The 26,472-nt window shown below is 58.3% G+C and carries 28 protein-coding genes; 14 read left to right on the top strand and 14 right to left on the bottom strand.

Features of this window, described 5'->3' with window-relative positions:
• Positions 1–102 precede the first annotated feature (102 nt).
• A complete protein-coding gene (locus tag GHO42_RS07935) occupies positions 103–2,262 on the top strand; it encodes a mechanosensitive ion channel domain-containing protein (RefSeq protein ID WP_095002270.1) in 2,160 nt (719 codons plus the stop codon).
• Positions 2,263–2,372: 110 nt separating this feature from the next.
• On the opposite strand, the gene GHO42_RS07930 is transcribed toward GHO42_RS07935, so the two are convergent.
• On the bottom strand, positions 2,373–3,092 hold the full coding sequence (locus GHO42_RS07930; protein WP_095002129.1) for a UTRA domain-containing protein: 720 nt from the start codon (positions 3,090–3,092) through the stop codon (positions 2,373–2,375).
• A gap of 346 nt (positions 3,093–3,438) precedes the next feature.
• Between GHO42_RS07930 and GHO42_RS07925 the strand changes: the two genes are divergently transcribed.
• The 6 genes from GHO42_RS07925 to GHO42_RS07900 all read left to right on the top strand — a co-directional run bounded on the left by GHO42_RS07925 (position 3,439) and on the right by GHO42_RS07900 (position 8,752).
• Positions 3,439–4,506, top strand: coding sequence for an ABC transporter substrate-binding protein (locus GHO42_RS07925; protein ID WP_153327499.1), 1,068 nt, complete (start codon positions 3,439–3,441; stop codon positions 4,504–4,506).
• Between the two features lie 136 nt (positions 4,507–4,642).
• Positions 4,643–5,458, top strand: coding sequence for an alkaline phosphatase family protein (locus GHO42_RS07920; RefSeq protein ID WP_095019108.1), 816 nt, complete (start codon positions 4,643–4,645; stop codon positions 5,456–5,458).
• The gene (locus GHO42_RS07915) at positions 5,455–6,291 is read left to right on the top strand and encodes an ABC transporter permease subunit (protein ID WP_095019107.1); all 837 of its coding nucleotides are present in this window, start codon (positions 5,455–5,457) and stop codon (positions 6,289–6,291) included. Before GHO42_RS07920 ends, GHO42_RS07915 begins: the two co-directional genes overlap by 4 nt.
• Positions 6,278–7,078: an ABC transporter permease gene (locus GHO42_RS07910; RefSeq protein ID WP_095002133.1), complete on the top strand. Its 801-nt coding sequence runs from the start codon at positions 6,278–6,280 to the stop codon at positions 7,076–7,078. The genes GHO42_RS07915 and GHO42_RS07910 overlap by 14 nt, the downstream gene beginning before the upstream one ends.
• A complete protein-coding gene (locus GHO42_RS07905) occupies positions 7,075–8,064 on the top strand; it encodes an ABC transporter ATP-binding protein (RefSeq protein WP_095002134.1) in 990 nt (329 codons plus the stop codon). The genes GHO42_RS07910 and GHO42_RS07905 overlap by 4 nt, the downstream gene beginning before the upstream one ends.
• A gap of 34 nt (positions 8,065–8,098) precedes the next feature.
• On the top strand, positions 8,099–8,752 hold the full coding sequence (locus GHO42_RS07900) for an HAD family phosphatase (protein ID WP_095002135.1): 654 nt from the start codon (positions 8,099–8,101) through the stop codon (positions 8,750–8,752).
• A 399-nt stretch (positions 8,753–9,151) separates the two neighbouring features.
• Here the strand turns inward: GHO42_RS07900 and GHO42_RS07895 are convergent, their stop codons facing one another.
• Positions 9,152–10,114 (bottom strand): NAD(P)H-quinone oxidoreductase, encoded by a 963-nt coding sequence (locus GHO42_RS07895; RefSeq protein WP_095002136.1) that lies wholly within the window; start codon positions 10,112–10,114, stop codon positions 9,152–9,154.
• 139 nt (positions 10,115–10,253) lie between these two features.
• Here GHO42_RS07895 and GHO42_RS07890 point away from each other — a divergent pair, with 139 nt between their 5' ends.
• Positions 10,254–12,335 (top strand): carboxy terminal-processing peptidase, encoded by a 2,082-nt coding sequence (locus GHO42_RS07890; RefSeq protein ID WP_169916690.1) that lies wholly within the window; start codon positions 10,254–10,256, stop codon positions 12,333–12,335.
• A 55-nt stretch (positions 12,336–12,390) separates the two neighbouring features.
• Here GHO42_RS07890 and GHO42_RS07885 read toward each other — a convergent pair whose 3' ends face one another.
• The 4 genes from GHO42_RS07885 to GHO42_RS07870 all read right to left on the bottom strand — a co-directional run bounded on the left by GHO42_RS07885 (position 12,391) and on the right by GHO42_RS07870 (position 14,676).
• On the bottom strand, positions 12,391–12,834 hold the full coding sequence (locus GHO42_RS07885; protein WP_178126967.1) for an SEL1-like repeat protein: 444 nt from the start codon (positions 12,832–12,834) through the stop codon (positions 12,391–12,393).
• Complete coding sequence (locus GHO42_RS07880) at positions 12,835–13,203, bottom strand: hypothetical protein (RefSeq protein ID WP_095002139.1); 369 nt, start codon at positions 13,201–13,203, stop codon at positions 12,835–12,837. It lies immediately after the preceding gene.
• Positions 13,200–13,541, bottom strand: a complete 342-nt coding sequence (locus GHO42_RS07875) for a helix-turn-helix transcriptional regulator (protein ID WP_095002140.1) — start codon at positions 13,539–13,541, stop codon at positions 13,200–13,202. Before GHO42_RS07875 ends, GHO42_RS07880 begins: the two co-directional genes overlap by 4 nt.
• Positions 13,542–13,956: 415 nt before the next feature.
• Entirely contained in the window at positions 13,957–14,676 is a 720-nt protein-coding gene (locus tag GHO42_RS07870; protein WP_095002141.1) for an FKBP-type peptidyl-prolyl cis-trans isomerase, read from the bottom strand.
• 247 nt (positions 14,677–14,923) lie between these two features.
• On the opposite strand from GHO42_RS07870, the gene GHO42_RS07865 reads away from it, so the two are divergent.
• Positions 14,924–16,738, top strand: a complete 1,815-nt coding sequence (locus GHO42_RS07865; protein WP_095002142.1) for a di-heme-cytochrome C peroxidase — start codon at positions 14,924–14,926, stop codon at positions 16,736–16,738.
• 43 nt (positions 16,739–16,781) lie between these two features.
• Positions 16,782–17,921 carry a catalase family protein gene (locus GHO42_RS07860; RefSeq protein ID WP_095002143.1) on the top strand — a complete coding sequence of 380 codons (1,140 nt, stop codon included), beginning with the start codon at positions 16,782–16,784 and terminating at the stop codon, positions 17,919–17,921.
• A gap of 140 nt (positions 17,922–18,061) precedes the next feature.
• Here the strand turns inward: GHO42_RS07860 and cysB are convergent, their stop codons facing one another.
• The 4 genes from cysB to GHO42_RS07840 all read right to left on the bottom strand — a co-directional run bounded on the left by cysB (position 18,062) and on the right by GHO42_RS07840 (position 21,027).
• Complete coding sequence (gene cysB / locus GHO42_RS07855) at positions 18,062–19,036, bottom strand: HTH-type transcriptional regulator CysB (protein ID WP_016780131.1); 975 nt, start codon at positions 19,034–19,036, stop codon at positions 18,062–18,064.
• 113 nt (positions 19,037–19,149) lie between these two features.
• Positions 19,150–19,650 carry a universal stress protein gene (locus tag GHO42_RS07850; RefSeq protein ID WP_095002144.1) on the bottom strand — a complete coding sequence of 167 codons (501 nt, stop codon included), beginning with the start codon at positions 19,648–19,650 and terminating at the stop codon, positions 19,150–19,152.
• A gap of 94 nt (positions 19,651–19,744) precedes the next feature.
• Entirely contained in the window at positions 19,745–20,662 is a 918-nt protein-coding gene (locus tag GHO42_RS07845) for a 5'-nucleotidase (protein ID WP_095002145.1), read from the bottom strand.
• A gap of 38 nt (positions 20,663–20,700) precedes the next feature.
• Complete coding sequence (locus GHO42_RS07840; protein WP_095002146.1) at positions 20,701–21,027, bottom strand: thioredoxin; 327 nt, start codon at positions 21,025–21,027, stop codon at positions 20,701–20,703.
• Between the two features lie 57 nt (positions 21,028–21,084).
• Between GHO42_RS07840 and GHO42_RS07835 the strand changes: the two genes are divergently transcribed.
• Positions 21,085–21,531, top strand: a complete 447-nt coding sequence (locus tag GHO42_RS07835) for a PilZ domain-containing protein (protein ID WP_153327496.1) — start codon at positions 21,085–21,087, stop codon at positions 21,529–21,531.
• Positions 21,532–21,662: 131 nt separating this feature from the next.
• Positions 21,663–22,739, top strand: coding sequence for a 3-deoxy-7-phosphoheptulonate synthase (locus GHO42_RS07830; RefSeq protein WP_095002271.1), 1,077 nt, complete (start codon positions 21,663–21,665; stop codon positions 22,737–22,739).
• A gap of 115 nt (positions 22,740–22,854) precedes the next feature.
• Here GHO42_RS07830 and GHO42_RS07825 read toward each other — a convergent pair whose 3' ends face one another.
• Positions 22,855–23,136, bottom strand: a complete 282-nt coding sequence (locus GHO42_RS07825) for a GNAT family N-acetyltransferase (RefSeq protein ID WP_153327494.1) — start codon at positions 23,134–23,136, stop codon at positions 22,855–22,857.
• A gap of 496 nt (positions 23,137–23,632) precedes the next feature.
• Here GHO42_RS07825 and oprI point away from each other — a divergent pair, with 496 nt between their 5' ends.
• Complete coding sequence (oprI, locus tag GHO42_RS07820; RefSeq protein WP_003172710.1) at positions 23,633–23,884, top strand: outer membrane lipoprotei OprI; 252 nt, start codon at positions 23,633–23,635, stop codon at positions 23,882–23,884.
• A gap of 138 nt (positions 23,885–24,022) precedes the next feature.
• Here the strand turns inward: oprI and GHO42_RS07815 are convergent, their stop codons facing one another.
• The 3 genes from GHO42_RS07815 to GHO42_RS07805 all read right to left on the bottom strand — a co-directional run bounded on the left by GHO42_RS07815 (position 24,023) and on the right by GHO42_RS07805 (position 26,106).
• Entirely contained in the window at positions 24,023–25,051 is a 1,029-nt protein-coding gene (locus GHO42_RS07815) for a L,D-transpeptidase family protein (protein ID WP_095002149.1), read from the bottom strand.
• 97 nt (positions 25,052–25,148) lie between these two features.
• The gene (locus GHO42_RS07810) at positions 25,149–25,442 is read right to left on the bottom strand and encodes a hypothetical protein (protein WP_003446817.1); all 294 of its coding nucleotides are present in this window, start codon (positions 25,440–25,442) and stop codon (positions 25,149–25,151) included.
• Between the two features lie 58 nt (positions 25,443–25,500).
• Positions 25,501–26,106 (bottom strand): arylesterase, encoded by a 606-nt coding sequence (locus GHO42_RS07805; protein WP_153327492.1) that lies wholly within the window; start codon positions 26,104–26,106, stop codon positions 25,501–25,503.
• A 10-nt stretch (positions 26,107–26,116) separates the two neighbouring features.
• Here GHO42_RS07805 and GHO42_RS07800 point away from each other — a divergent pair.
• On the top strand, positions 26,117–26,472 hold a 356-nt coding region (locus tag GHO42_RS07800), incomplete at its 3' end, for an ATP-binding cassette domain-containing protein (protein ID WP_153384144.1).

Genomic DNA, 26,472 nt, shown 5'->3' with positions numbered 1-26,472 from the left:
CGCCCCGGGCCCGCGATCATTTATTTATGTGACAAGAAATGAATGATCACGGGGCCTAGCGTACACTCGGCCAATTCGCTCCCCCTCGAGGTTGATCGCCCAGTGTTTTCCCGTCTTGTCGCCCTGCCCTGTTTCCTGCTGGTTTGCCTGCTGACGCTCTTGCCCATGACCTCTGCGCAGGCCGTCGGTTTGCCGGGCATGCTGGGCAGTTCGGACAAAACCCAGGCACAACCTACCGAGCCACTGGGCCAATCGCTGGACGAGGTGATCAAGAACCTCGAAAACGATCAGCAGCGCAGCAAGCTGTTGGCCGACCTGAAAAAACTTCGCGATGCCACCAAAAAAGCCCAGCCCGAAGCCGAGATAGGCGTTCTGGGGTTGATCGGCAGCACCCTGGCTGATCTCGAAAAGCAGTTTTCCGGCGATGACAGTCCAACCTATCGCTGGACCAAGGAAATCTCCCAGGCCAAGGAAGAACTTTCTGCATTGATGCTGCCAGCCAATGAATGGCTGCCGATCATTTTTGGCTTTGCCCTGGTCATCATGATCTGGAGCCTGCTGGCCGCCCTGCTGATCTGGGTCAGCCACCGGGTGCGATTGCGATTTGGCCTGAGCGAGGAATTGCCGCAACACCCCAAGGCCGTCGACATGCTGCGCTTTGCCTTGCGCAAGCTGGGGCCGTGGATGGTCGCGCTGATGATCACGGTGTACATGAGTTACTCCCTGCCGTCTTCGCTGGGCAAGGACCTGGCAATGGTGCTGGCGTACGCGCTGGTTATTGGCACCTGTTTCTCGGCCATCTGCGTGATCCTTTTCTCGCTGCTCGATGGCCCCCACCGGCACCGCGCCTTGCATATCCTGCGGCACCAGGCATTTCGCCCGCTGTGGTGGATCGGCAGCTTCGCAGCCTTTGGCGAAGCACTGAGCGATCCGCGACTGGTGGCCACCCTGGGCGTGCACTTGGCGCATACCGCGGCGACCTTTGCCAATGTGATGGCGGCGCTGTCCACCGGCCTGTTTATCATCCGTTTCCGCCGCCCTATCGCCCACTTGATCCGCAATCAACCCCTGTCGCGCCGCCTGACCCGTCGCGCCCTGAGCGACAGCATCGAGATCCTCGGCACTTACTGGTATGTCGCGGCGCTGATTCTGGTGGGCATCTCGCTGGCGGCCACGTTTATCTCGGCAGGCGACACCAGCACCGCGCTGCGCCAGTCGCTGATCTGTACCGTGCTGGTGGTGTTGTGCATGGTGATCAACGGGCTGGTGCGCCGTCATGCGCAAAAGCCGCAACGTGGCCACAAGCGCCATGCGCTGTATTCCGAGCGTCTGAAAAGTTTCGTCTACACCCTGGCCCACCTGATTGTGTGGCTGGTGTTTATCGAGCTGGGGCTGCGGGTGTGGGGTATGTCGCTGATCGGCTTTACCGAGGGTGAGGGTCACGAGATCAGCGTCAAGCTGTTCGGCCTTGGCGGTACGCTGCTGTTTGCCTGGCTGATCTGGATTCTCGCCGACACCGCCATCCACCATGCCCTGACCCGATCGCGCAAGGGCCTGGCCAATGCCCGCGCGCAAACCATGATGCCGCTGATTCGCAACATCCTGTTTGCCGCGATCTTCATCATTGCGCTGATCGTCGCCCTGGCCAATATGGGCATGAACGTCACCCCCCTGCTTGCGGGTGCCGGCGTAATCGGTCTGGCCATCGGTTTTGGTGCTCAGTCACTGGTTGCCGACCTGATCACGGGCCTGTTTATCATTATCGAAGATTCCCTGGCCATCGACGACTACGTCGATGTCGGCGGGCATCTGGGCACGGTTGAAGGGCTGACCATTCGTACCGTGCGCCTGCGCGATATCGACGGCATCGTGCATACCATCCCGTTCAGTGAAATCAAAAGCATCAAGAACTACTCCCGGGAATTTGGCTACGCCATCTTCCGCGTCGCCATCCCCTACAACATGGAAATCGACGACGCCATCAAGCTGATGCGCGAAGTCGGGCAAAAGATGCGCACCGACCCGCTGCAGCGGCGCAATATCTGGTCTCCACTGGAGATTCAGGGGGTCGAGAGTTTCGAGTCCGGCAGCGCCATTTTGCGTGCCCGTTTCAAGACGGCACCGATCAAGCAATGGGAAGTGTCGCGGGCGTTCAACCTGTCGCTCAAGCGTCACCTGGATGAGGCCGGGCTGGACCTGGCCACCCCGCGCTTGAGTGTGCAGGTGGTGACGGCGGGCAGCGGTATCCTGCAAAAGGATTGAGCCAATAACTTGTGGGAGCGAGCCTGCTCGCGATGATATCGGCCAGGTTCTCCTGACAGACCGCGCAGTATGCATCGCGAGCAGGCTCGCTCCCACAAAAGCAGGTTTGTTCAACGCTCCTGCACATCCACCCCGACATGAATCGCATCATGTCGCCAATACTCCAGATCACAGTCGATCAGCCGTTCGTGCTGGTCGTAATTGACCCGCGCAATGCGCAAACCCGGGCTGCCGGTTGATACCTTGAGCGTCGCTGCAGCCTCTACCGGCAGCGCCGTAGGCACAATCTCAAAACGCACCCGGCCGTAATGCAAATCGTAATGCCGGGCATACAGCTCAGTAATCGACTGCGTCAGATCAAGGTCAAGGATCTGCGGGAAGTACTGCGGATTCAGGTAGTGCTCCACATACAGCACCAGCCGCCCGTCAATCCGCCGGCCCCGGCAGATCTGGATCACGCTGGATAACGCTGGTAACTGCAAGCGCTCACACACCGCAGCCGTGGCCGGCAGCAGGCGCGCCGAGATCACCTCGGTGGTTGGCACTCGCCCCTGGGCCGTGACCATGGCATGAAAGTGGCTGCGCTGCATCAGGTTGTACGCCAGACGCGGCGGCGAAATAAACCAGCCGCGCCGCTCCTCCCGATACACCAGCCCCAGGGATTCAAGCTGTAACAACGCTTCGCGCACGGTGACGCGGGTGGTGGCGAATAACTCGCTGAGTTTGCGCTCGGCCGGCAGCTGACTGCCTCCCGCCAGTAGACCGTGCTCAATCTGCTCTTGCAGCGTGCGACTTATCGCTGTTACCGCCTTGGGTGCACCTTCTCGCATCAACGTTACCTGGCTGGACTAGTCCAGCACCAAAAGTGGGCAAACATGGCCGTCAAACGGTCACTCCCTGAACCTGTCAGCCTAGGCAGAACATATGACTGTTCGATGACAAGAGGGCGCTCATATACCCGTCAAAATGCGCCAAACCCCTTGCCAGCCGGGGCCTTCCCGATGGTCTACGCTTAGCCGGAACACACACGCTGGCTGGCGATATGCCTTGCACAACCAATGCCGACATTAAAGTGTCATCTGCCGGGCTTAAATTGGCTCAGGTATTGCTGACCTAGACCAACCCACCGCAAAAGAGCAATAAAACCCAGCGTTGAAAACGCCCAAGGAGCTTCGGATGAAACAGTTTTTCCTCGCATCACTGTTAGGTTCAAGCATTGCCCTGTGCACATCGGCCATGGCCGCCGATGTCGATTTAAAAGCCCTGGAAGCCGCAGCAAAGGCTGAAGGCACGGTCAACAGCGTCGGCATGCCCGATGACTGGGCCAACTGGAAAGGCACTTGGGCCGATCTGAACAAGCTCTACGGCCTCAAGCACATCGACACTGATATGAGTTCGGCCCAGGAAGTGGCCAAGTTTGCCGCGGAAAAAGACAACGCCAGTGCCGACATCGGTGACGTGGGCGCCGCCTTTGGCCCGATTGCCGTGGCCAAAGGCGTAACCCAGCCGTACAAGCCAACCACCTGGGGACAGATCCCGGACTGGGCCAAGGATAAAGACGGCAACTGGGCTCTGGCCTACACCGGCACCATTGCGTTTATCGTCAACAAGAAGCTGCTGCACGGCTCTGAAGTGCCGACCAAATGGGCTGACCTGAAGTCGGGTAAATACAAGGTCTCGATCGGTGATGTCAGCACCGCGGCCCAGGCCACCAATGGCGTGCTGGCTGCAGCCATTGCCAATGGCGGCGATGAAAAGAACGTGCAACCGGCCCTGTTGATGTTTGCCGACATCGCCAAGCAAGGCCGCCTGTCACTGGCCAACCCGACCATCGCCACGATGGAGAAAGGTGAAGTGGAAGTCGGCGTGGTCTGGGATTTCAACGGCTTGAGCTACAAAGCCAAAATGGCCAACCCGGATGACTATGTGGTGCTGATCCCGTCCGACGGTTCGGTGATCTCGGGCTACACCACCATCATCAACAAATACGCCAAACACCCGAACGCCGCCAAGCTGACTCGCGAATTCATCTTCAGCGATGCCGGGCAAACCAACCTGGCGCGGGGCAATGCACGGCCGATTCGTGCCGAGCACCTGAAGCTGCCGGCTGACGTGCAGGCCAAGCTGCTGTCCAACGACCAGTACAAAAATGTCACCCCGATCAAAGACGCCGACGCCTGGGAAAAGACCTCCAAGGCCTTGCCGCAGCTGTGGCAGGAAGAAGTCATCATCAATATGCAGTAACCCTGCGCCTTGATCTGCGTGGGAGCGGGCTTGCTCGCGATGCCATCGACTCGATCCATCTGATGTGCCGGGTTGTACCCATCGCGAGCAAGCCCGCTCCAACAACAGCTTTTGCGCTGCGCCAGCGGAGTCTTACATGAAACACAACGTCATTCTGGTAGTGCTCGACGGCTTGAACTTTGAGGTCGCCCGCCTTGCCATGGGCCATCTGCAGGCCTATGTCAGTGCAGAACGGGCCGCACTGTACAAGCTCACCTGCGAGTTGCCAGCCCTGTCGCGCCCGCTCTACGAGTGCATCCTCACCGGCGTGCCGCCGATTGAAAGCGGCATTGTCCACAATAATGTCTCGCGCCTGTCCAACCAGCGCAGCGTGTTCCATTACGCTCGCGATGCCGGGTTGAGCACAGCGGCAGCGGCCTATCACTGGATCAGTGAGCTCTATAACCGCTCGCCATTCGTGATTGCCCGGGATCGCCATACCCTGGCTGGGGACTTACCAATCCAATACGGGCATTTCTACTGGAGTGATCATTACCCTGACTCCCACCTGTTCGCCGACGCAGAAAGCCTGCGGGTGGCACACAAGCCGAATTTTTTACTGGTCCACCCCATGAATATCGACGATGCCGGACACAAACACGGCCTCGATACCGCGCAATACCGCAACAGTGCGCGTTCGGCCGACATTATCCTGGCCGACTATCTGCAAGGCTGGCTGCAGGCCGGCTACCAAGTTCTGGTCACTGCTGACCACGGCATGAACAACGATCGCTCCCATAACGGCTTGCTGCCCGAAGAGCGTGAAGTGCCACTGTTTGTGCTGGGCGATGCGTTCAGCCTGAACCCGGATGTCATGCCAAAACAGCTCGAGTTGTGCGGCACGATCTGCGAGTTGCTTGGCGTAGCTCACGACAAACCGCTGTGCCGCGAGCTGCTGAGGCCCGCGCCATGACCCGGGGCAAATGGCTTGCAGTCCTGTGCCTGGTGCCCTTCGCGGTATTTTTTATCGTGTTTCAGATCGCCCCGCTGGTGTGGGTGCTGATCCACAGTGTGCAATCGGAAGAAAGTGGCTGGGGCCTGGCCAACTTCATCAAGATCTTCAATTCCAAATTCTATCTGCAGGCCATCCAACACAGCCTGGAGATCAGTTTCTGGTCCAGCCTGTTCGGCATCATCATTGCCATACTGGGCAGCTATTCGCTGCGCAAGGTGGATTCGCGGCTGCGCAATTTCGTCAACGCATTCGCCAACATGACCAGTAACTTCTCCGGCGTACCGCTGGCCTTCGCCTTCATCATTTTGCTGGGGTTTAACGGCAGTATCACGATCATGCTCAAACAGGCAGGGATCATCGAGGACTTCAACCTCTACTCGAAAACCGGCCTGATCATCCTGTACACCTACTTCCAGATCCCCCTCGGCGTGCTGCTGCTTTACCCCGCCTTCGATGCCCTGCGCGAGGACTGGCGCGAATCAGCCTCCCTGCTGGGCGCCAACAGCTGGCAGTTCTGGCGGTTTATCGGCCTGCCGGTACTGACCCCGGCACTGCTCGGCACCTTCGTTATCCTGCTGGCCAACGCCCTGGGCGCCTATGCAACGGTGTATGCCTTGACCACCGGCAACTTCAACGTGCTGCCCATCCGCATTGCCGCGATGGTGTCAGGCGATATCAGCCTGGACCCGAACATGGCCAGCGCCCTGGCCGTGATCCTGGTGGGGCTGATGACCCTGGTAACCCTGGTGCATCAGTGGCTGTTAAAGAGGAGCTACCATGTCGCGCGCTGAAACCACTTCCGCCAGCCTGTACCACCGCAGTGTGGTCTGGCTGCTGTTTCTGATTTTGTTGCTACCGCTGCTGGGCACGTTTATCTACTCCATCGCCAGCAGCTGGTCAGCCACGGTGTTACCCAGCGGTTTTACCTTCAAGTGGTATGACCAGCTGTGGAGCGACCCGCGCTTCCTCAAGGCCTTCGGCCAGTCGCTGCTGGTCTGCGTCGCCGCACTGGTGCTGTCCGTGGTGCTGATCCTGCCGCTGCTCTTTGTGGTGCATTACCACTTCCCCAAGCTGGATGCGCTGATGAACATTCTGATCCTGCTGCCATTCGCCGTACCGCCGGTGGTGTCATCGGTAGGTTTGCTGCAACTTTATGGTTCCGGCCCGCTGCAAATGGTCGGTACCCCGTGGATCCTGATCGGCTGTTATTTCACCGTCGCACTGCCGTTCATGTACCGCGCGATCACCAACAACTTGCAGGCGATCAACCTGCGCGACTTGATGGACGCGGCCCAACTGCTGGGTGCCAGCACCTGGCAGGCGGCATTTTTGGTGGTGCTGCCCAATTTGCGTAAAGGCCTGATGGTAGCCCTGCTGCTGTCATTCTCGTTCCTGTTTGGCGAGTTTGTGTTCGCCAATATCCTGGTCGGCACCCGCTACGAGACCTTGCAGGTATTCCTGAACAATATGCGCAACAGCAGCGGCCACTTCACCAGCGCGCTGGTCATATCCTATTTCCTCTTTGTACTGGTGCTGACCTGGGTTGCCACCTTCCTGAACAAGGACAAAAGCCAATGAGCTTCGTCAGCGTTGAACACCTGCAAAAATCCTATTCCGGCACCCCGGTATTCAGTGATATCAACTGCAGCATCGCCAAGGGCGAATTCGTCACCCTGCTCGGCCCGTCCGGTTGCGGCAAGTCCACGCTGCTGCGCTGTATCGCCGGGTTGACGCCGGTAGATGGCGGCAAGATCCTGCTCGATGGCCAGGACATCGTGCCAGTGAGCCCGCAAAAGCGTGGCATCGGTATGGTGTTTCAGAGTTATGCGCTGTTCCCCAACATGACTGTCGAACAAAACGTGGCCTTCGGCCTGCGCATGCAGAAGGTCAAGGCCGATGACAGCCACAAACGCGTGGCCGAAGCCTTGCAACTGGTGGAGCTGAATGACTTCGCCAAGCGCTATCCGCACCAGTTGTCCGGTGGTCAGTGCCAACGTGTGGCCCTGGCCCGCTCACTGGTGACGCGTCCGCGCCTGCTGCTGCTGGATGAGCCGCTGTCGGCGCTGGATGCGCGAATTCGCAAGCACTTGCGCGAGCAGATCCGCACCATCCAGCGCGAGCTGGGCCTGACCACTATCTTCGTGACCCACGATCAGGAAGAAGCACTGGTGATGAGCGACCGCATTTTCCTGATGAACAAGGGTCATATCGTGCAGAGCGGCAATGCTCAGACCCTCTATGCAGCCCCGGCAGATGCCTTCGCCGCAGGTTTTATCGGCAACTACAACCTGCTGGACGCGCAAACTGCCAGCCGCCTGTTGCAGCGCCCGGTCAGCAGCCGCATCGCCATTCGCCCGGAAACCCTGGGGTTGAGTGTGCAGGGTGAGCCGGACGGGGTGATTCTGAGTCATAGCCTGCTGGGAAACGTGATCCGCTATCGCGTCGAGGTGCGTGGCGTGCAATTGATCGTCGACGTACTCAACCGTGCGCCCGGCGATTTGTACCCGGACGGCCAAGCCGTTGCGCTATCCATCGATTCGAGCACCCTTTGTGAGGTAGCCTGATGTTCCTGAATTCACTGAAGAGAGAGTTGCGCTGATGGCCCTGGCAATTTTTGATCTGGACGAAACCCTGATTCATGGCGACTGCGCCACCCTCTGGAGCGAGCAGATGGGCCGCCTGGGCTGGGTCGACCCGGTGTCGTTCATGCAGCGCAACAACGAACTGATGGCCGCCTACAGCCGGGGCGAGCTGGCCATGGAAGACTATATGGCTTTCAGCCTGGAGCCGCTGATCGGCCGCAGCCCCGAAGAAGTCGCGCACCTGGTCGAGCCCTGGGTTGAGGACTATATCGAACCGATCATCTTCAGTGACGCAACCAGAACCATTGCCGCGCACCGCAAGGCGGGCGACCGGATCCTGGTCATTTCGGCCTCGGGCACCCACCTGGTCAAACCCATTGCCGAGCGCCTGGGTATCGATGAAGTGCTGGGCATTGAGCTGGAAGTGGCTCACGGCTTTTATACCGGGCACACGGTGGGCACTTTGACTTACCGCGAAGGCAAGATTACGCGCCTGCTGGAGTGGCTGGATGAGCAGGAAGAAAACCTGGAAGGCGCGAGCTTTTACTCCGATTCGCGCAACGACTTGCCGCTGCTGCTCAAGGTCGATCACCCCCATGTGGTAAACCCGGACCCGGTGCTGCGCGAACAGGCTGAAAAGGCCGGGTGGCCGATTCATCACTGGAAATGACCCCCTGAAACTGTGGGAGCGGGCTTGCTCGCGATGGCATCACCACGATTTGCCTGTCAGACCCTATCGCCTGTATCGCAGGCAAGCCAGCTCCCACAGGTTTTGTGGCGCCCTCAAGGCCTGATGCTGGCCAGTTCTCGGCAAACGCCGCCCTGAAACTGTGGGTGCGGGCTTGCTTGCGATGGCATCACCGCGATTTGCCTGCCAGACCCTATCGCCTGCATCGCAGGCAAGCCAGCTCCCACAGGTTTTGTGGCGCCCTCAAGGCCTGATGCTGGCCAGCTCTCGGCAAACGCTGCCCTGAAACTGTGGGAGCGGGCTTGCTCGCGATGGCATCACCGCGATTGACCTGCCAGACCCTATCGCCTGTATCGCAGGCAAGCCAGCTCCCACAGAGGATCAGGTTAAGCTGCTGTCGATCACCAGCACCAGCTTGCCCGACACCTGGTTGCTGGCCAGTTCGGCAAACGCTGCCTGCGCGTCCTCAATCGGGAAGGTCTTGGCCAGTTGCGGACTCAGGCGACCTTCGGTAAACAATGGCCATACCTGCTGCCCCAGATCACTGAGCAAATCCGCCTTGAACTGATCGCTGCGGCTGCGCAGGGTCGAGCCCAGCAACTGAATACGCTTGCCCAGGACCAGCGCCAGATCCAGCTCGGCCTTGCGCCCGCCCATCAGGCCAATCAACACCCAGCGCCCGTCCTGGGCCAGCAGTTTGAGGTTGGATTCGGCATAGTTGGCCCCCACAGGGTCCAGCACCACGTCGAAAGGCCCCAGCGCCTTGAGACTGTCCAGCCCCTCGGTACGCACCACGCCACCCTGGGCACCCAGCGCCTGGCAGTAAGCCAGGCGCTCGGCCGAGCCCACGCTCACCCAGCACGGGCTACCAAAGGCTTTGCACAGCTGAATGGCCGCTGAACCAACACCACTTGCCCCCGCGTGCAGCAATACTTTTTCGCCCGGCTTGAGCGCGGCCAGTTGAAACAGGTTCAGCCATGCCGTGCTGTACACCTCGGGCAATGCCGCAGCCTCCAGCAGCGACAAACCTTCAGGCACCGGCAGTGCATGACGGGCATCAACCACCACTTCCTCGGCCATGCCACCCCCGGCCAGCAAGGCACAGACGCGATCACCCACTTGCCAGGACGACCCTGGCCCTACTTCGCTGACCACACCTGAACACTCCAGGCCCAATACCTCACTGGCCCCCGGCGGCGGCGGATAGAGTCCGGCGCTTTGTAACAGATCGGCCCGATTGAGTCCGGCTGCCGCCACACGAATACGGATTTGCCCTACATCACAGGTGGGGCTTGGCTCTTCAACCCACTTCACTTGACCTTCAACGCCTTGCAATGCTTTCACAGTGCCTCCATAGTGAGTCTGGACTGAGCCCGGAGCTGTTGCACCGGGCTTTTTGCATTATGCGACCGGTCCTTGATGGAACCGGCGACTTCAAAGACGGCCTAATATGCGTTATCAATTGCCCCCGCGTCGAATCAGCATGAAGCATTTATTCCCTAGCACCGCACTTGCCCTATTCATTGGCCTAGGCGTTTTGCCGTTTTCGGCCAATACGTTCGCCGCTAACAGTTGGGATAACCTTCAGCCCGATCGTGATGAGGTAATTGCCAGTCTTAACGTTGTTGAGCTGCTCAAGCGCCATCATTACAGCAAGCCGCCACTGGATGATGCCCGCTCGGCAATCATCTATGACAGCTATCTGAAGCTGCTCGACCCTTCGCGCAGTTACTTTCTGGCCAGCGATATTGCCGAATTCGACAAATGGAAATTCCAGTTTGACGACTTCCTCAAAAGCGGCGATCTGAACCCCGGTTTCATTATCTACAAACGCTATCTGGATCGCGTCAAATCGCGCCTGGACTTTGCGCTTGCCGAGTTGAACAAGGGCGTTGACTCGCTGGACTTCAACGCCAAGGAAACCCTGGAGATCGACCGCAAGGACGCTCCATGGCTCAAGACCGAAGCCGAACTCAACAACCTGTGGCGCAAACGCATCAAGGATGAAGTCCTGCGTCTGAAAATCGCCGGCAAAGAGCCTGCGAAAATCCAGGAACTGTTGACCAAGCGCTACAAGAATCAATTGTCGCGCCTTGACCAGACCCGCAGCGAAGACATCTTCCAGGCGTATATCAACACCTTCGCCATGTCTTACGATCCGCACACCAACTATCTGTCGCCAGATAACGCGGAAAACTTCGATATCAATATGAGCTTGTCGCTGGAAGGCATAGGCGCCGTGTTGCAGAGCGATAACGACCAGGTAAAAATTGTCCGTCTGGTGCCGGCAGGCCCGGCCGATAAAACCAAGCAGGTCGCACCGGCCGACAAGATCATCGGCGTTGCCCAGGGCGACAAAGAGATGGTCGACGTGATCGGCTGGCGTCTGGATGAAGTGGTCAAGCTGATTCGTGGCCCTAAAGGCTCCGTGGTGCGCCTGGAAGTGATTCCGGCGAGCAACGCGCCCAATGACCAGACCAGCAAGATCGTGTCCATCACCCGTGAAGCGGTGAAGCTTGAAGAGCAGGCGGCGAAAAAGTCGATCCTCAACCTCAAGCAGGATGGCAAGAACTACAAGCTGGGCGTGATTGAAATTCCGGCGTTCTACCTGGACTTCAAGGCGTTCCGTGCTGGCGACCCGAACTACAAGAGCACCACACGTGACGTTAAAAAACTGCTGACCGAGTTGCAGAAAGAAAAAGTCGATGGCGTGATTATCGACCTGCGCAACAACGGTGGCGGCTCGTTGCAGGAAGCCACCGAACTGACCAGCCTGTTTATCGACAAGGGCCCGACCGTGCTGGTGCGTAATGCAGACGGCAAGGTCGACGTGCTTGAAGACGAAAACCCGGGGGCGTTCTACAAAGGCCCTATGGCATTGCTGGTCAACCGCCTGTCGGCTTCGGCTTCGGAGATCTTCGCCGGTGCCATGCAGGACTACCACCGCGCGCTGATTATCGGCGGCCAGACGTTCGGCAAGGGCACGGTGCAAACCATCCAGCCGCTGAATCACGGTGAGCTGAAACTGACCCTGGCCAAGTTCTACCGGGTTTCCGGCCAGAGCACCCAGCATCAGGGCGTTCTGCCTGACGTCGCCTTCCCGTCGATTATCGACACCAAGGAAATCGGCGAAAGCGCACTGCCCGAAGCCATGCCGTGGGACACCATCCGTCCTGCGATCAAGCCAGCCGTCGACCCGTTCAAGCCTTATATCGACAAGCTCAAGGCCGAGCACGAAGCCCGGGTGGCCAAGGATGCCGAGTTCATCTTTATCCGTGACAAACTGGCCCTGGCCGAGAAGCTGATGGCCGAAAAGACCGTCAGCCTCAACGAAGCCGAGCGTCGCGCCCAGCACGCCGATATCGATGCCAAGCAGTTGGTGATGGAAAACGCCCGCCGCCAGGCCAAGGGCGAAGCGCCGCTCAAGGAAATGAAGAAAGAAGACGAAGATGCACTGCCGGTCGAGCCTGAAAAGACCAAGCCGGAAGATGACGCCTATCTGAGTGAAACCGGGCGGATTCTGCTGGACTACCTCAAGCTCACCTCACAGGTGGCCAAGAAGTAAGTCAGGCAGGTAAAAAAAGGGCGGCCCGCATGATGCGGGCCGCCCTTTTTATTGGCTAACGGTAAAGCCTGGCCATCTGCGGGTCAGCCATCAACCCCGGGCCACCCTGTTGATACAGCACCGCTAGCTTGTGCCCTGCCAGCGGGTGCCCGGCTTTTGCCGCCATCGTCCACCAGCGTGCAGCCTCGGCAGCGTCAGGCGTCTTGCTCAGCGTCCCTGCCAGGCTGAAAACGCCTACCTGGTAGGCTGCCTTGGCGTCACCACTGAGTGCCGCCAGACGCAACAAACGCACCCCCTCCTCCCTGGCGCCCATCCCTTGACCGCGAAAGGCCAGGATATGCCCGTAGAAACTTTGGGCACTGGTGCTGCCGAGGTTGGCCATGCGTGCGAACTGGCCCTCCATCCAGCGCCAGATATGCGGCTGACGGACACACCATGGCCAGTGAAACAACTTGCGCGCCAGCCAGTAACTCAGGCGCGCCTTGATCCGCCAGAGCACTCAAGCCTCCTCGTGCTCGTAAACATACTCGAACACCCGCACCACCTCAGAGGCATGCCAGGACGCAGCTGCAATCCCGTCCGGCGGGCCGGGGAAACGCCCGAGGCGCTCCACGCATTCGAAAAAACCGGTACGTGGCAGACGGCTTGCACCCTGGCTGATCACCAGCGAACTGCGCAATGGCTGATCGGCCTTGGCATCCATCGCCGCCAGATGTTCAAGTGCGGCGGTGAGGGTCAACATGGCGGGGCTCGGCAATTGCAACCGTTCCAGTAATGCACGGTAAGTCAGCAAGTGGCGCTGTCGACGCGCCTGATCGAGTTCAGCCAACAACCCATCCCAGTGTTGACGACTGATGCGCACGTTCATGATGCTTCCCTCCAGCCTGCGATACCAAGCTCCCAGGCCAAGCTGCGACGGATAGCGAGGTCTGGCAGACGCTCGCCGGTTTCGATCATTCCCAGATATGACGGACTAATGCCTACCGTGCGTGCCAGCACCTCAAGGGCCAGGCCCTTGTTCTCGCGCAAGTGACGCAACTGATCGAGTCCGGGGTGCACCTGCTCGGGTGCCGGTGGCTGCAGATCCTTGTCAGGCTCGGCAGCTGGCTCCTGGACTCCAGCAGCCTTGAGCAGTGCCTGATAACTCTCCCATGAAAGAACGGCGTATTCAGGCTCACCATTACGCTTGATGATTTGAAGATCCATTACTAAACCCCGTCAGACTTTTTTCGTAAATCGAGTCAGAACTTTCCCTTTGAGCTTAATCCTATCAGCCGCGAAGGTCTCTGGGGTTTTCACTCAAAAGTGAATAATTTGTGAAAAGAACCGAAAAAGCCGTCATTTGCTGAAAATGTTATCCACACAAATTGTGGATAACCTTGTGAACAGAGCTGTTTTTCAACCCTGAAAGGCCCGTCCCATAAGGGCTGTACTCAGATCGGGCATTTTTTACACACATAAAAAAACCCATAAATTCATTGACTTGGCAGTCAGCAACTACTAGCCAAGAGAACTTATGGGTATTGAAAATACTGCAGGACAAAGCCTACAGAAACAAAAGGTGGACTACATAAACGACAACGCCCCGTCGAGACGGGGCGTTGTCTGTACCAGAAGCTGCTTACTGGGCAGCGTCTTGTGCCGGTTTTGCAGGGTCTTTGATGCCCAGCAGCTCCAGGTCGAATACCAGCACCGAATTGGCCGGGATAGCCGGGCTCGGGCTTTGCGCGCCGTAAGCCAGTTCGCTAGGGATATACAGCTTGTACTTCTCGCCAACGTGCATCAGTTGCAGGCCTTCAACCCAACCCGGGATCACGCCGCTAACCGGCAGATCAATCGGGCTGCCGCGCTCAACCGAGCTGTCGAACACCTTGCCGTCGATCAGTTTGCCTTCGTAGTGAACAGTGACTACGTCGGTAGCTTTTGGCTGAGGGCCATCGGCTTTCTTGATAACTTCGTACTGCAAGCCGGAAGCGGTAGTGACAACACCGGCCTTCTTGCCATTTTCTTCGAGGAATTTTTTGCCTGCCGCAGAGGCTTCTTCACTCATTTTGGTCAGACGTTCTTCGGCACGTTTTTGCAGGGCTGCGAACGCTTCGATCAGTTCGTCATCCTTGAGCTTTTGCTCTTTTTTGCCGACGGCATCTTCGATGCCCTGGGCTACGGCCTTGGAATCCAGATCATCCATGCCTTCTTGAGCCAGGCTCTTGCCCATGTTCAGGCCAATGCCGTACGAGGCTTTTTGCGCCGGAGTTTTCAGCTCTACGCTGGTCTGCGAATCACAACCCGCCAGTACCAGGCTTACCAGGGCCACAGCTGCCGCCAACCGATGCTGTTTCATGCTATTTCCTTGTTCATGCGCCAAATGGGCAATCGAATAAAGCCGCGAGCTTATCAGGCGGCCGCGACCAATGGCTACCGGCATAAGAGAGGCAATTGGTGGATAAGTTCATGCATTAATAACAATTCATTTTAGCCGCAACTTTTGTTAACACATCGGTAAACCCGGCAATGCACCCCCCTGCTCTCTTGATGCCTGACCGCAGCTGAGGCATAAGGCTGTAATTATTTTTACAAGGAGCGTTACTGTGCGTCTGTTTTACCGTGTTCTGCTGGGGCTGCTGGTGGCTGTAGCCATGGGCCTTGGCCTGGTGATCTATTTTGTCGCCAATCCAAAACTGCCGGCCTACCAGCCTGTGCAGCAACTGCACTACCTGGATCAGTGGAGTCCTGCTGAGCGCCAGACCTACTACTACACCCCCCAGGGCACTCAGGTTAAAGGCCTGCATTACGACTGGTTCAGCGCCCTGGAGCTGCCGTTTTCCAAACAACCCTTCGCGGCCCCCGAGTACCTGGCGCGCTTCGGCTTTCTGGTGGACCCCAAGCAGCAGGCCAGTGCTGCCAACCCGGGTAACCTGCCAGTAGGCTTTACCCGCCACCAGAACCCCGGCAGCAACGTGGAGTATCTGGATATCACCTGCGCGGCCTGCCACACCGGCGAATTGCGTTTCAAAGGCCAGGCGGTGCGCATTGACGGGGCTCCGGCACAGCATGTGCTGCCATCGAGCGTGCCAACCCTGCGCGGCGGCAGCTTCGGCCAGGCGCTGGTCGCCAGCCTCGCAGCGACCTACTACAACCCGTGGAAATTCGAACGATTCGCCCGCACCGTACTGGGCGATCAATATGATGCGCAGCACCAGCAACTGCGCAAGGACTTCAAGGCATCGCTGGACACCTTCCTTGGCGTGGCCTGGAACGATACCCATCGCGGCCTTTATCCGACACTCGAAGGCCCGGGCCGTACCGATGCCTTCGGCCGGATCGCCAACGCCAGTTTCGGCGACGCGATTTCCCCCGACAACTATCGCGTGGCCAATGCCCCGGTAGACTATCCGCATCTGTGGGACATGTGGACCTTCGACTGGGTGCAGTGGAACGGGTCAGCCAAGCAGCCGATGGCACGCAACATCGGTGAGGCGCTTGGCGTGGGCGCGACCCTGAACTTTTTCGACAAACATGGCCAACCCCTGCAGGGCGATGCCCGTTATCCGTCCAGTGTTCGCGTCAACGATCTGCACCTGATCGAAGAAACCCTGCAAAAGCTCAAACCACCGGTCTGGCCTGAAGCGCTGTTCGGTAAAATTGACCGCCCACTGGCGGCCAAGGGTCGAACCCTGTTCAGCGAAAACTGCGCCGGTTGCCATGTACCGCCTGAAGTCGAAGAAAACGGGCGGATGGTCAAGCAACTCAAGTTGCTGCCTGTGGAAGTGATCGGTACCGACCCCAATACCGCCAATAATATCGCCGACAACCGCTACGACCTCAGTGCGCTGCAATGGGACGCAGAGGAGCTGGCCAGGATGAACGTCGACCTGTACCCCAGGACCGACGCACCTCTGGACATGAGCAAGCTGTCTGTGGCCAAGGGCCTGGCCTATGTCACCGCCTTTGTTGAAAAGCGTGCTTATCACGATGCCAATATCGGCCCCGAAGAACAGGATCGCCTCAACGGCTTTGGCTTGCCGATCGGCGTATTGGAGGTGCGTGCCTACAAGGCGCGGCCGCTGGACGGGATCTGGGCCACAGCACCCTTCCTGCACAATGGTTCGGTGCCTACGGTGTACCAATTGCTCTCGCCTCAGGCCGAGCGTGATCAGACCTTTTATCGCGGCAGTTTTGAATATGACCCGCGCCACCTGGGCTATCGCACCGAGGCCTTTGACGGCGGTTTTGTACTCGACACCCGCATCAGCGGCAACCACAACAGCGGTCACGAGTTCCGCGCCGGCCCTCGCGGCAACGGGGTCATCGGGCGCCTGCTGCAACCCGAAGAACGCTGGGCATTGCTGGAGTACCTGAAAGTGCTCGGCGGCCCTCTCGAGCAGGAATTGCCACAGCCATGAAAGATCTCCGTCATCTGAAAAAAATCGCTAAAAGGATGTTTGCATGCTGACCACTTTCTGGCTTCGACTCGGCAAATGGCTGGGCAAGCTGCTTTTACTGCTCGTTGCCCTGGGCTTACTCGGTTGGGCGCTGGCCTCCGGCTGGTACGCCTGGCAACATCGCGGGCCGGTTTCGGCGCGCGAGCAGATCCCGGACGGTGAAGCCGCCATGACCCGGGACACCATCCAGACCGCAATCCGCATCGTAGACCAGCACCGCGAAAACACCCGCTACTTGCGCGATGCCCATGCCAAGGCCCACGGCTGCGTCAAGGCCGAAGTCGAGGTACTAGCCGACCTCGACCCGGCGCTGCGCCAGGGTGTGTTTGCCACGCCGGGCAAAACCTGGCAAGCGGTGATGCGCCTGTCCAATGGCAACGCCTACCCACAGTTCGACAGCATTCGCGATGCCCGCGGCATGGCCATCAAGTTGCAGGACGTGCCCGGCACTCAACTGATGCCAGGCCAGCAAGGGCGCACCGAGCAGGACTTTGTGATGTTCAACCATCCCAATTTCTTTGTCAGCGATGTCGCTGAATACCGCCAGAACATCGGCGCGCAGGCTGATGGCAAAAAGGTCCTGGCGTTTTTCCCGTCCTGGGACCCGCGCAGCTGGCAAGTCCGTCATCTGTTTATCGCCCTGGCTACCCTGGCACCCGCCCCTGCCAGCCCAACACAAACGACATATTTTTCTGTGTCGCCCTACAAGTTCGGCACAGCCAATGCCAAGTACCGCGTAGCCCCTGACCCCGACAGTTGCCCGGCTTACAGCCTGCCCAAGCAGAATGAGGCGCTGCCCAATTTTTTGCGTAACGCCTTGAATCAGCAACTGTCAACGGATCGGGTGCCCGCCTGCTTTGTGCTGCAGATCCAGCGTCAGGACGCCAATCGTTTTATGCCGATCGAAGACACCAGCATCGAGTGGAAAGAATCGGACGCGCCCTTTGAAACCGTCGCACGGGTCAAGGTGCCAGCTCAGGACTTTGACACACCAGGCCAGAATCTGGCTTGTGACAACCTGTCGTTCAGCCCATGGCATGGCATTGAGGAACACCGGCCGATTGGCGGGATCAACCGCCTGCGCAAGGCGGTGTATGACGCGGTCAGCGACTATCGCCACGCACGCAACGCCGAGCAGCAATAACCCGCTTATTCGACAACGGGTGCAAACCAAATGTGGGAGCGGGCTTGCTCGCGATGCAGACGGCGCGATCCTTGAATCAGATCGCGTCGATGCCATCGCGGGCAAGCCCGCTCCCACAGGGATAGTACGGGGCCGGCGAATCAGTGAACCGGCAATTCCACGCCTTCAAACAGCTCTTCCAGCTCTTGCTTGTTGTGGCAGGCAATCGCTTTGGCCATCACTTCACGGGTGAGGTGCGGGGCAAATTTTTCGATAAAGTCGCACATGAACCCGCGCAGGAAAGTGCCACGACGGAAACCGATTTTGGTGATGCTGGACTCGAACAGCTCGCTGGCATCAAGGACCACCAGATCTTTATCCAGATTGGTGTCGACGGCCATTTTGGCCACGATGCCAACACCCAGGCCCAAACGCACATAGGTTTTGATCACGTCGGCGTCGGCAGCGGTAAATACCACTTTAGGGGTCAGGCCACGATGGCTGAACGCCTCGTCGAGTTTGGAGCGACCGGTAAAGCCGAACACATAGGTCACGATCGGGTATTCGGCCAGCGCTTCGAGGGTCAGCTTTGGCAGTTTGGTCAGCGGGTGACCCTGAGGCACCACGACGCAGCGATTCCAGCGGTAGCACGGCATCATCACCAGGTCGCCGAACAGCTCAAGGGCTTCAGTGGCAATGGCAAAATCGACAGTGCCATCGGCGGCCATCTCGGCGATCTGCATGGGCGAACCCTGGTGCATATGCAGGGCTACGTCCGGATACTGCTTGATAAAGTTGCTGATCACCGGCGGCAATGCATAACGCGCCTGGGTGTGGGTGGTGGCAATCGACAGCGTACCCTTTTTCTCGTTGGAGAATTCCTGGGCGATCTGCTTGATGCTTTCGACCTTGCGCAGGATCTCGCCAGCGGTCGTGATGATGCGCTCGCCAGCCGGAGTGACGCGAGTCAGATGTTTGCCGCTGCGGGCAAATACCTCGACGCCCAGTTCGTCTTCAAGCAGGCGGATCTGTTTGCTGATACCCGGCTGTGAGGTGTAAAGACTCTGCGCGGTGGCCGAAACGTTGAGGTCGTGGTGCGCCACTTCCCAGATGTAGCGCAATTGTTGAAGCTTCATATGCATCCCTCAAAGCTGATAGGCGCCAAGGCATCGGCGGCGATATATAACTATATGGAAGGTTGGAATAAGAAATCTAGAACTTTTTTATCATTTTTATTGATTCATCAGCCTTACACATCAGCACTGCGCCGGCGCTGCATCAGGGGCACCAGATACACCGGTATCTTGGCCAGCTCGATAACTCGGGCGGCCGTACGCCCCAAATGCGATTCGCCCCCCGAGGGCTGGGCATGACTGCCCAGTATGAGCAGGTCTACTGAAAGCTTTTGCGACTGCTCCAGAATGACGTGTGAAGGCTCCCCTTGAATAACCTTGACCGATCGAATCAAGGCCAGTTCCTGTTCCCACCCCGCCAACTCTTCGCGAAGACTCTCCAATACCCGCAACTCGATATTGGAAAGCATTGTGCTCATGCCCTGCTGGTGCAGCTCGCTCAACGCCTGCTCATCGAGATAGCTCTGCAGTACCGACTCGGCAAACAGGCCCATGGGCTCAACCACATGCAACACAAACAGATCGGCGCTGAAACTGCGGGCCATTCCAAGCGCATGCTGCATCACAACGGGCGCGTAAATGCCGAGGTCAGTGGCGTACAGGATTGAGCGAATCATGCGACCTTCCCGACAGCGTCAATATACGAAGTAAGTTGAGCTTAGCAGCGTCGGGACAAGTGCGATGCTCCGCTCGGCAACTCGCCGGCAATGCTTATTCGGGGGCGAAATCCCTGGATTCATTGCTGATGCCGTGAGGCACATGGCCGGTCGCCACCACCTGTCGCGCCCTCTCGCAATGACCGGCCTGGTCATCAAAAAATACATCCGCAGCAAAGGCTTCGAGAAAGGCCGATTTATCCAGCCCGCCCAGAAAAAGCGATTCATCCAGACGAATGTCCCAGTCACGCAACGTGCGGATCACCCGTTCATGGGCAGGCGCCGAACGGGCAGTGACCAGCGCAGTGCGAATCGGGCAGTTGTCATCGGGGAACTCACGTTGCAACAGGTTTAAAGCCTCCAGAAAGCCCTTGAAGGGCCCGCCCCGCAGCGGATTGCGCGCAGATTCGCGCTCAAGGGACTGAAATGCCTCCAGGCCTCCGGACTGGAAAACCCGCTCCGACTCGTCGGAAAACAGCACCGCATCACCGTCAAAGGCAATCCGCAGTTCATTGCTTTCGGCACGCAGTGAGCCACCCGAGAGAATGGTTGCGGCTGCAAAACCCGCATCCAGGGCACTGCGCACATCCTCGGCATGGGTCGACAAAAACAGATCACAACCAAAAGCATTGAGATAGGGATGGGGGTTGCGCCCGCCCGAGAACGCAGCCCGGGAAATATTCAGGCCGTAATGCTGGATCGAATTGAACACCCGCAGCCCGGTATCGGCGCTGTTACGCGAGACCAGCACCACCTCGACCCGCTCCCGGCCAAGGCTGGCATTAAAGCTCAGGAGCTTCTTGACCAGCGCAAAGGCATCCCCCGGGGCCAGTACTTCATCTTCATGTTCGATCTGGTATTGCCGGTACGCCTCGATCCCCTGGGCCAGGTACACCTGATGGCTATCGCTCAAGTCGAACAGGGCCCGAGAAGAAATGGCCAGCACCAGCTTGCCCTTTAAGCCTTTGCTCATATCGCCTCCACAGCACTAAAGCGGGTTCAAACGTTGCTTCACGGTAGCTCGTCAGGTTCAAGCATCAAGGCCAGCCGAACATGATGTGCCAGCTCACCTTCGCTCAGGCGCGATTTCAACTCACCGTAAAAGGCCCCGTTGTGCACCACAAACAGGCTAGGCAGATGGAAAATTTCGTAGCGCTCGACCAACCCGCCGTTGTTGCCGGCATCAATCCAGCACAACCGTTCAACGGGCAATTGCATGCCGGGCAGCATGCGCCGGGCCACCCGGCACGCCGAACAGCCCGCTCCTGTAAAGATGACCAGCGAGGTGCCGGGAAGTGCCAGCAGTAGCTGGTCGGCATCAAAGTCAGTCAGTTCCATCGCAGTCACTATACTCATAAGACAATACTAATTTAATGGCACCTGGAGTCCGAATTCATGGGTCGTTTTTTACCTCACCCAGATGATATTCCCGTTGAGATAACGCTACGCAACCAACCTTCACTGCCGCGCCAGAAGCTGCACTCTATCAGCCTCGGCGGCGTGGCATGCAACAGCGACAGAAGCTGGCGATGCGGCACCGCCGTTGATATGTCCATGCCTACCCTGGGGGAAAACGCACGTTATCCGGGCTATATAGCCTGGTGCGAAAAGCGCAAGGAGGGTTACCGCATCGGCGTTGCCTTGATTGATGAACAAACCCTGTTTGGCGCGCGAATGGGCGAACAGGTCTGTCAGATCGAACACTTCTCACGCCTGCAGCAGCAACTAAGCCCCTGCCCCCAGGACCTGCAAGCCCTGGCTCTGGAATGGGTCACTCATCACGCCGTGGAGTTCTCGCAAGCCACCATGGACCACGCAATGGCGCAGGCCGTGCTGGATTAAAGCTGTACCTGCCCATTGTCGACCTACCGGATAACGCGTTAAGGTTCGGCTCCCCGATGCGCTCAATCAAGCTGTGCTCCGCCGCACGGGGATCGCTGGCGGCCGGCACCCGTGACCTGACGAGTAACACGATGGCTGATTTACCGATCGACGACCTAAACGTTGCCTCCAACGAAACCCTGATCACCCCTGAACAGCTCAAACGCGAGATTCCTCTCAGCGAAACAGCGCTGCGGACCGTGACCAAAGGGCGCGAGGTGATTCGCAACATCCTGGATGGCACTGACCATCGACTGTTCGTTGTCATCGGGCCTTGCTCGATTCACGATCTCAAGGCTGCCCATGAATACGCCGAGCGCCTGAAGGTGCTTGCGGCTGAAGTCAGCGACACGCTGTATCTGGTCATGCGGGTTTATTTCGAAAAGCCCCGTACCACCGTGGGCTGGAAAGGCCTTATCAACGACCCGTATCTGGACGACTCGTTCAAGATCCAGGACGGTCTGCATATTGGTCGCAAGCTGCTGCTGGACCTGGCCGAAATGGGCCTGCCAACCGCAACTGAAGCTCTCGACCCGATTTCCCCGCAGTACTTGCAGGACCTCATCAGCTGGTCGGCCATCGGCGCACGCACCACTGAGTCCCAGACTCACCGTGAAATGGCGTCCGGCCTGTCTTCGGCCGTAGGCTTCAAGAACGGCACCGATGGCGGCCTGACGGTTGCGATCAATGCCTTGCAGTCGGTTTCAAGCCCGCATCGTTTCCTGGGTATCAACCAGGAAGGCGGCGTGTCGATCGTCACCACCAAGGGCAATGCCTACGGTCATGTGGTATTGCGCGGCGGCAACGGCAAACCGAACTATGACTCCGTCAGCGTTGCGCTCTGCGAGCAGGCACTGACCAAGGCCAGGATCACCCCGAACATCATGGTCGATTGCAGCCACGCCAATTCCAACAAGGACCCGGCCCTGCAGCCGCTGGTCATGGAAAACGTGGCCAACCAGATCGTCGAGGGCAACCAGTCGATTATCGGTCTGATGGTTGAGAGTCACTTGAACTGGGGCTGCCAGGCAATTCCTAAAAACCTTGAAGACTTGCAGTACGGCGTGTCGATCACTGATGCCTGCATCGACTGGTCGGCTACCGAGACCACCTTGCGCAGCATGCATGCCAAGCTCAAGGATGTGTTGCCAAAGCGCACCCGCGGCTAACAGCCCATGTGGGAGCGGGCTTGCTCGCTCCCACAATAGTTTGGCGCCAGTTCCGCACGGTTGCAGACGCACACAAAAACGCCGGGCATGCCCGGCGTTTTTGTGTGCGTGTTCTTCAGGTATTGGCCTGAGGGCGCTTGTGGCGTTCCATATAGCGCTCAACGTATGAACACGAGGGAATCACCTCATAGCCCATCTTGTCTGCGTAATCGAGCGCCTGCTCCGTCAAGGCTGCCGCAATACCCCGACCACGCAGGGCGTTAGGCACAAACGTGCGATAGATATCCAGAGTCTGCTTGCCCAGATCCATGTAGGTCAGGTAAGCACGATGACCGTCGACAGTGGTCTCAAACTGGTGACCTGCCTGGTCATGGTGGATAAACAACGCCTCGCTCATCATTGCTCCTCGCGGGTCTTGTAGTGTGACCCCTACCTTACTGATGTTTTTCCGCCGAGGGAACTACTACGCCATCACGCACGCGCTGCCAGCCCGGGATGTGCCGGCAGGCCTGATTAGAGAGTAGCCACTCTAGTGCAAATGTTCACTTCCCGGGGCAGCCAGTTGTCAGCAGATCAGGCCCGCCCAAACGTTTCGCCGGCCCGACATCCTTGACCCGGCCCTGAACATTTTCCGGAAGGTTGAGGCTATGACGTACAACCGCACTTAAAGTCACGCTGCGCCATCACTCTGATGCCACTTCGTGCACTCCAAACTGACTGTTTTACAAACACAATCTGTTAAAGCTAGCCTACCGAGATTGCCAGCCAATTATTTTTTTTGGTTCTTGCGCTAGGTCATTTTACTTACTACAAGTAATGGGTACTATGTACGCCGGCTGTTTCCTCACTTTGAAGGAACAGCTTCAATTAGAAAGTCCTTGAAGGGGAACACGATGAACAACGTTCTGAAATTCTCTGCTCTGGCATTGGCCGCAGTTCTGGCTACCGGTTGCAGCAGCGTATCTAAAGAAACTGAAGCCCGTCTGACTGCAACTGAAGATGCAGCAGCTCGCTCCCAGGCTCGTGCTGACGAAGCCTACCGTAAAGCTGATGAAGCTCTGGCTGCTGCTCAAAAAGCACAACAGACTGCTGACGAAGCTAACGAGCGCGCTCTGCGCATGCTTGAAAAAGCAAGCCGCAAGTAATAGTCCTTCGGGACTGTTATCAAGCCGACCTATTTATAGGTCGGCTTTTTTATTGCCTGCCGGTCACTAAACAGGCAATAAAAAAGCCGCCAGGGGTATTAACCGGGGCGGCTTTTTATTGCGCTTGTTCAGTACGGCTTACTGCACATAATCCAGCGACTGGCCAGTAGCCATACCGGTATTGGTTGTGCCGATTACTGCAGGTATGCCGGTTTCTGCTCCCACTACCGGGAATGCCAGATCCTTGTCTATCTGGATGCTGTTTTCAAGGTCCTGATGCTTGAGCAGGAAGTTCATGAAGCCTGCGTACTTGTTCTGCAAGTCTTCAGGGGTCAAGTGCGACTTGTCGCTCACGGCCAGCAACGAACCATCCTTCACGTTCAACGGCTCGTGAACTTCAAGGAACACCTTGCCGCCACTGACGCCAATTTTGTACGGCTCGTTGATGATCCGCACCGGCGTACCCACCGGCACCATCTGCGCCATTTGCAGCACGTTTTGGTTAAGCATGCGGAAGCAGCCGTGGCTGGTGCCCGTGCCAATGCCGAACTTGGCGTTGGAGCCGTGGATCAGGTAGCCCGGCATGCCGAGGGTGAACTTGAACGGACCCAGCGGGTTATCGGGGCCTGCGGGCACCACGTTAGGCAGCGGGTCACCATTTTTGGCGTGCTCGGCCTTGATCGAAGCCGGCGGTGTCCAGGTCGGATTGGGCGTCTTGGCGGTGATTTTGGTTTGCCCCAGGGGCGATCCCCAACCTTCGCGGCCAATCCCCAGCGGGAAGGTGTAAACCTTGTTCTGGTCCTTGGGATAATAATACAGGCGGTATTCGGCGAGGTTGATCACGATCCCCTCACGCTTGCCCGGCGGCAGGATGAACTGGGTCGGCAACACGATATCGGTATCGACGAGGGTGCCGTCCGGGTTCTTTTTGACCGGCAGCCAGGCGTCTACCCCGGGGTTGGCAGCGATCATTTCCGAATAGCCCAGCTCGTACTGGTTACCCAGGTCGGCAAAGGAGTCTTCGTACTTGCCTTTGATCACCTGCACTTCGCCAACGACATCTTCGCCAGGCGGTGGCAGCGGGAATTCAAGCGCGACCGCGGGACCCGCAACACAAAGTGCGGCAACGGACAGGTAGCGGGTAACTGCAGGTAGGCGCGACAACATCCGGAACATCCTTCGCATAATCAACGGGGGACAAAAAAGGGAGTGTACACCGCGCCCACGGGGAGCGTGAGCCGGTCAGGGCATCAAACAGGTAAGATCATAGTTCAAAGCGCAACTCTGGCCAGATGGGCTCCGTGCCCCGGCGCTGCGACTCGATGATTGCCCGGCACAGCGGGCATAACCGGTGGTCCTGAAACACCTTGCGGGTGACATCCGACCAACGCGGTTGCGCCGGCAGCAATGAGCCACACAAGGTGCGGTCAATGGTGCCTCCCAGCTCCAGTTGACGTGTCACCAGATGCACCCGTACCTCCTGGCAGGCGAACAGATCGAGCTGCTCATCGGGCTCGATCAGTTGATAGGCATATAAAGACCAGGCAGGACGCGACATCGAGGGCTCCAAATCGGGGGGGCGCCACCTTAGCCGAAACACTGCCACTAGAAAAGCATCAAAGCAGGGGTTTTAACGCCGGCCACACATTATCCAGCAAAAGCCCCTGCGCACCGACTGCCGGGTGGATGCGATCGGCCTGCATCAGTTCGGGCTTGCCGCCCACGCCCTCAAGCAAAAACGGCACCAGGGCAACGTTTTTTTCCTTGCCCAGCTCGCTGTACACCGCAGCAAAAGCCCGGGTGTAACGCGCGCCATAATTGGGCGGCAATTGCATCCCCAACAGCAACACCTTGGCACCCGCCTGCTGCGAGGCATCGATCATTCCTGCAAGATTTTGTTTCAATTGCGCAGGGAGCTGCCCGCGCAGGCCATCGTTGCCACCCAGCTCGACAATCACTACATCCGGTTTATGCTCTGCAAGCAGCGCAGGAAGCCGCGCCAGCCCTCCGGCGCTGGTGTCGCCACTGATCGAAGCATTGACCACCTTGTCGTCGTAGCCTTGCTCCCTGAGCCGCTGTTCGAGCAAAGACACCCATCCCTTACGGGTATCCAGGCCGAAAGCCGCGCTGATACTATCGCCGACGATCAAGATAGTTCCCGCCGTTGCCGTCTGTGCCACGCACATCAGGGCCAGAGCAACACTTAAAAACCACACACGCATTGGATTCTCCATGGGCGAAAGTATTCTCACCGCGCAGAACCTTAGCAAAGTGGTTCCCAGCGCGGAAGGCGAGTTAACCATCCTGCACTCCTTGAGCCTCGAACTGAGCAAGGGCGACAGCCTGGCGATTGTCGGCGCCTCAGGTTCAGGCAAATCGACGCTGCTGGGCCTGCTCGCCGGCCTCGACCTGCCCAGCCAGGGCGAAGTAATCCTGGCCGGGCGAGCCCTGAGCACCCTGGACGAAGACCAGCGCGCCCGGGTGCGGGCCGAACACGTGGGCTTTGTGTTCCAGTCATTCCAGCTGCTCGACAGCCTCAATGCCCTGGAAAACGTCATGCTGCCGCTGGAACTGGAGGGTCGCAAGGA

It is taken from the genome of Pseudomonas sp. FSL R10-0056, from assembly GCF_009600105.1.
Taxonomy (GTDB): Bacteria; Pseudomonadota; Gammaproteobacteria; order Pseudomonadales; family Pseudomonadaceae; genus Aquipseudomonas; species Aquipseudomonas bubulae.
Note: the sequence above shows the minus strand (reverse complement) of the source record. Positions and strands in the feature narration are given on the sequence as shown.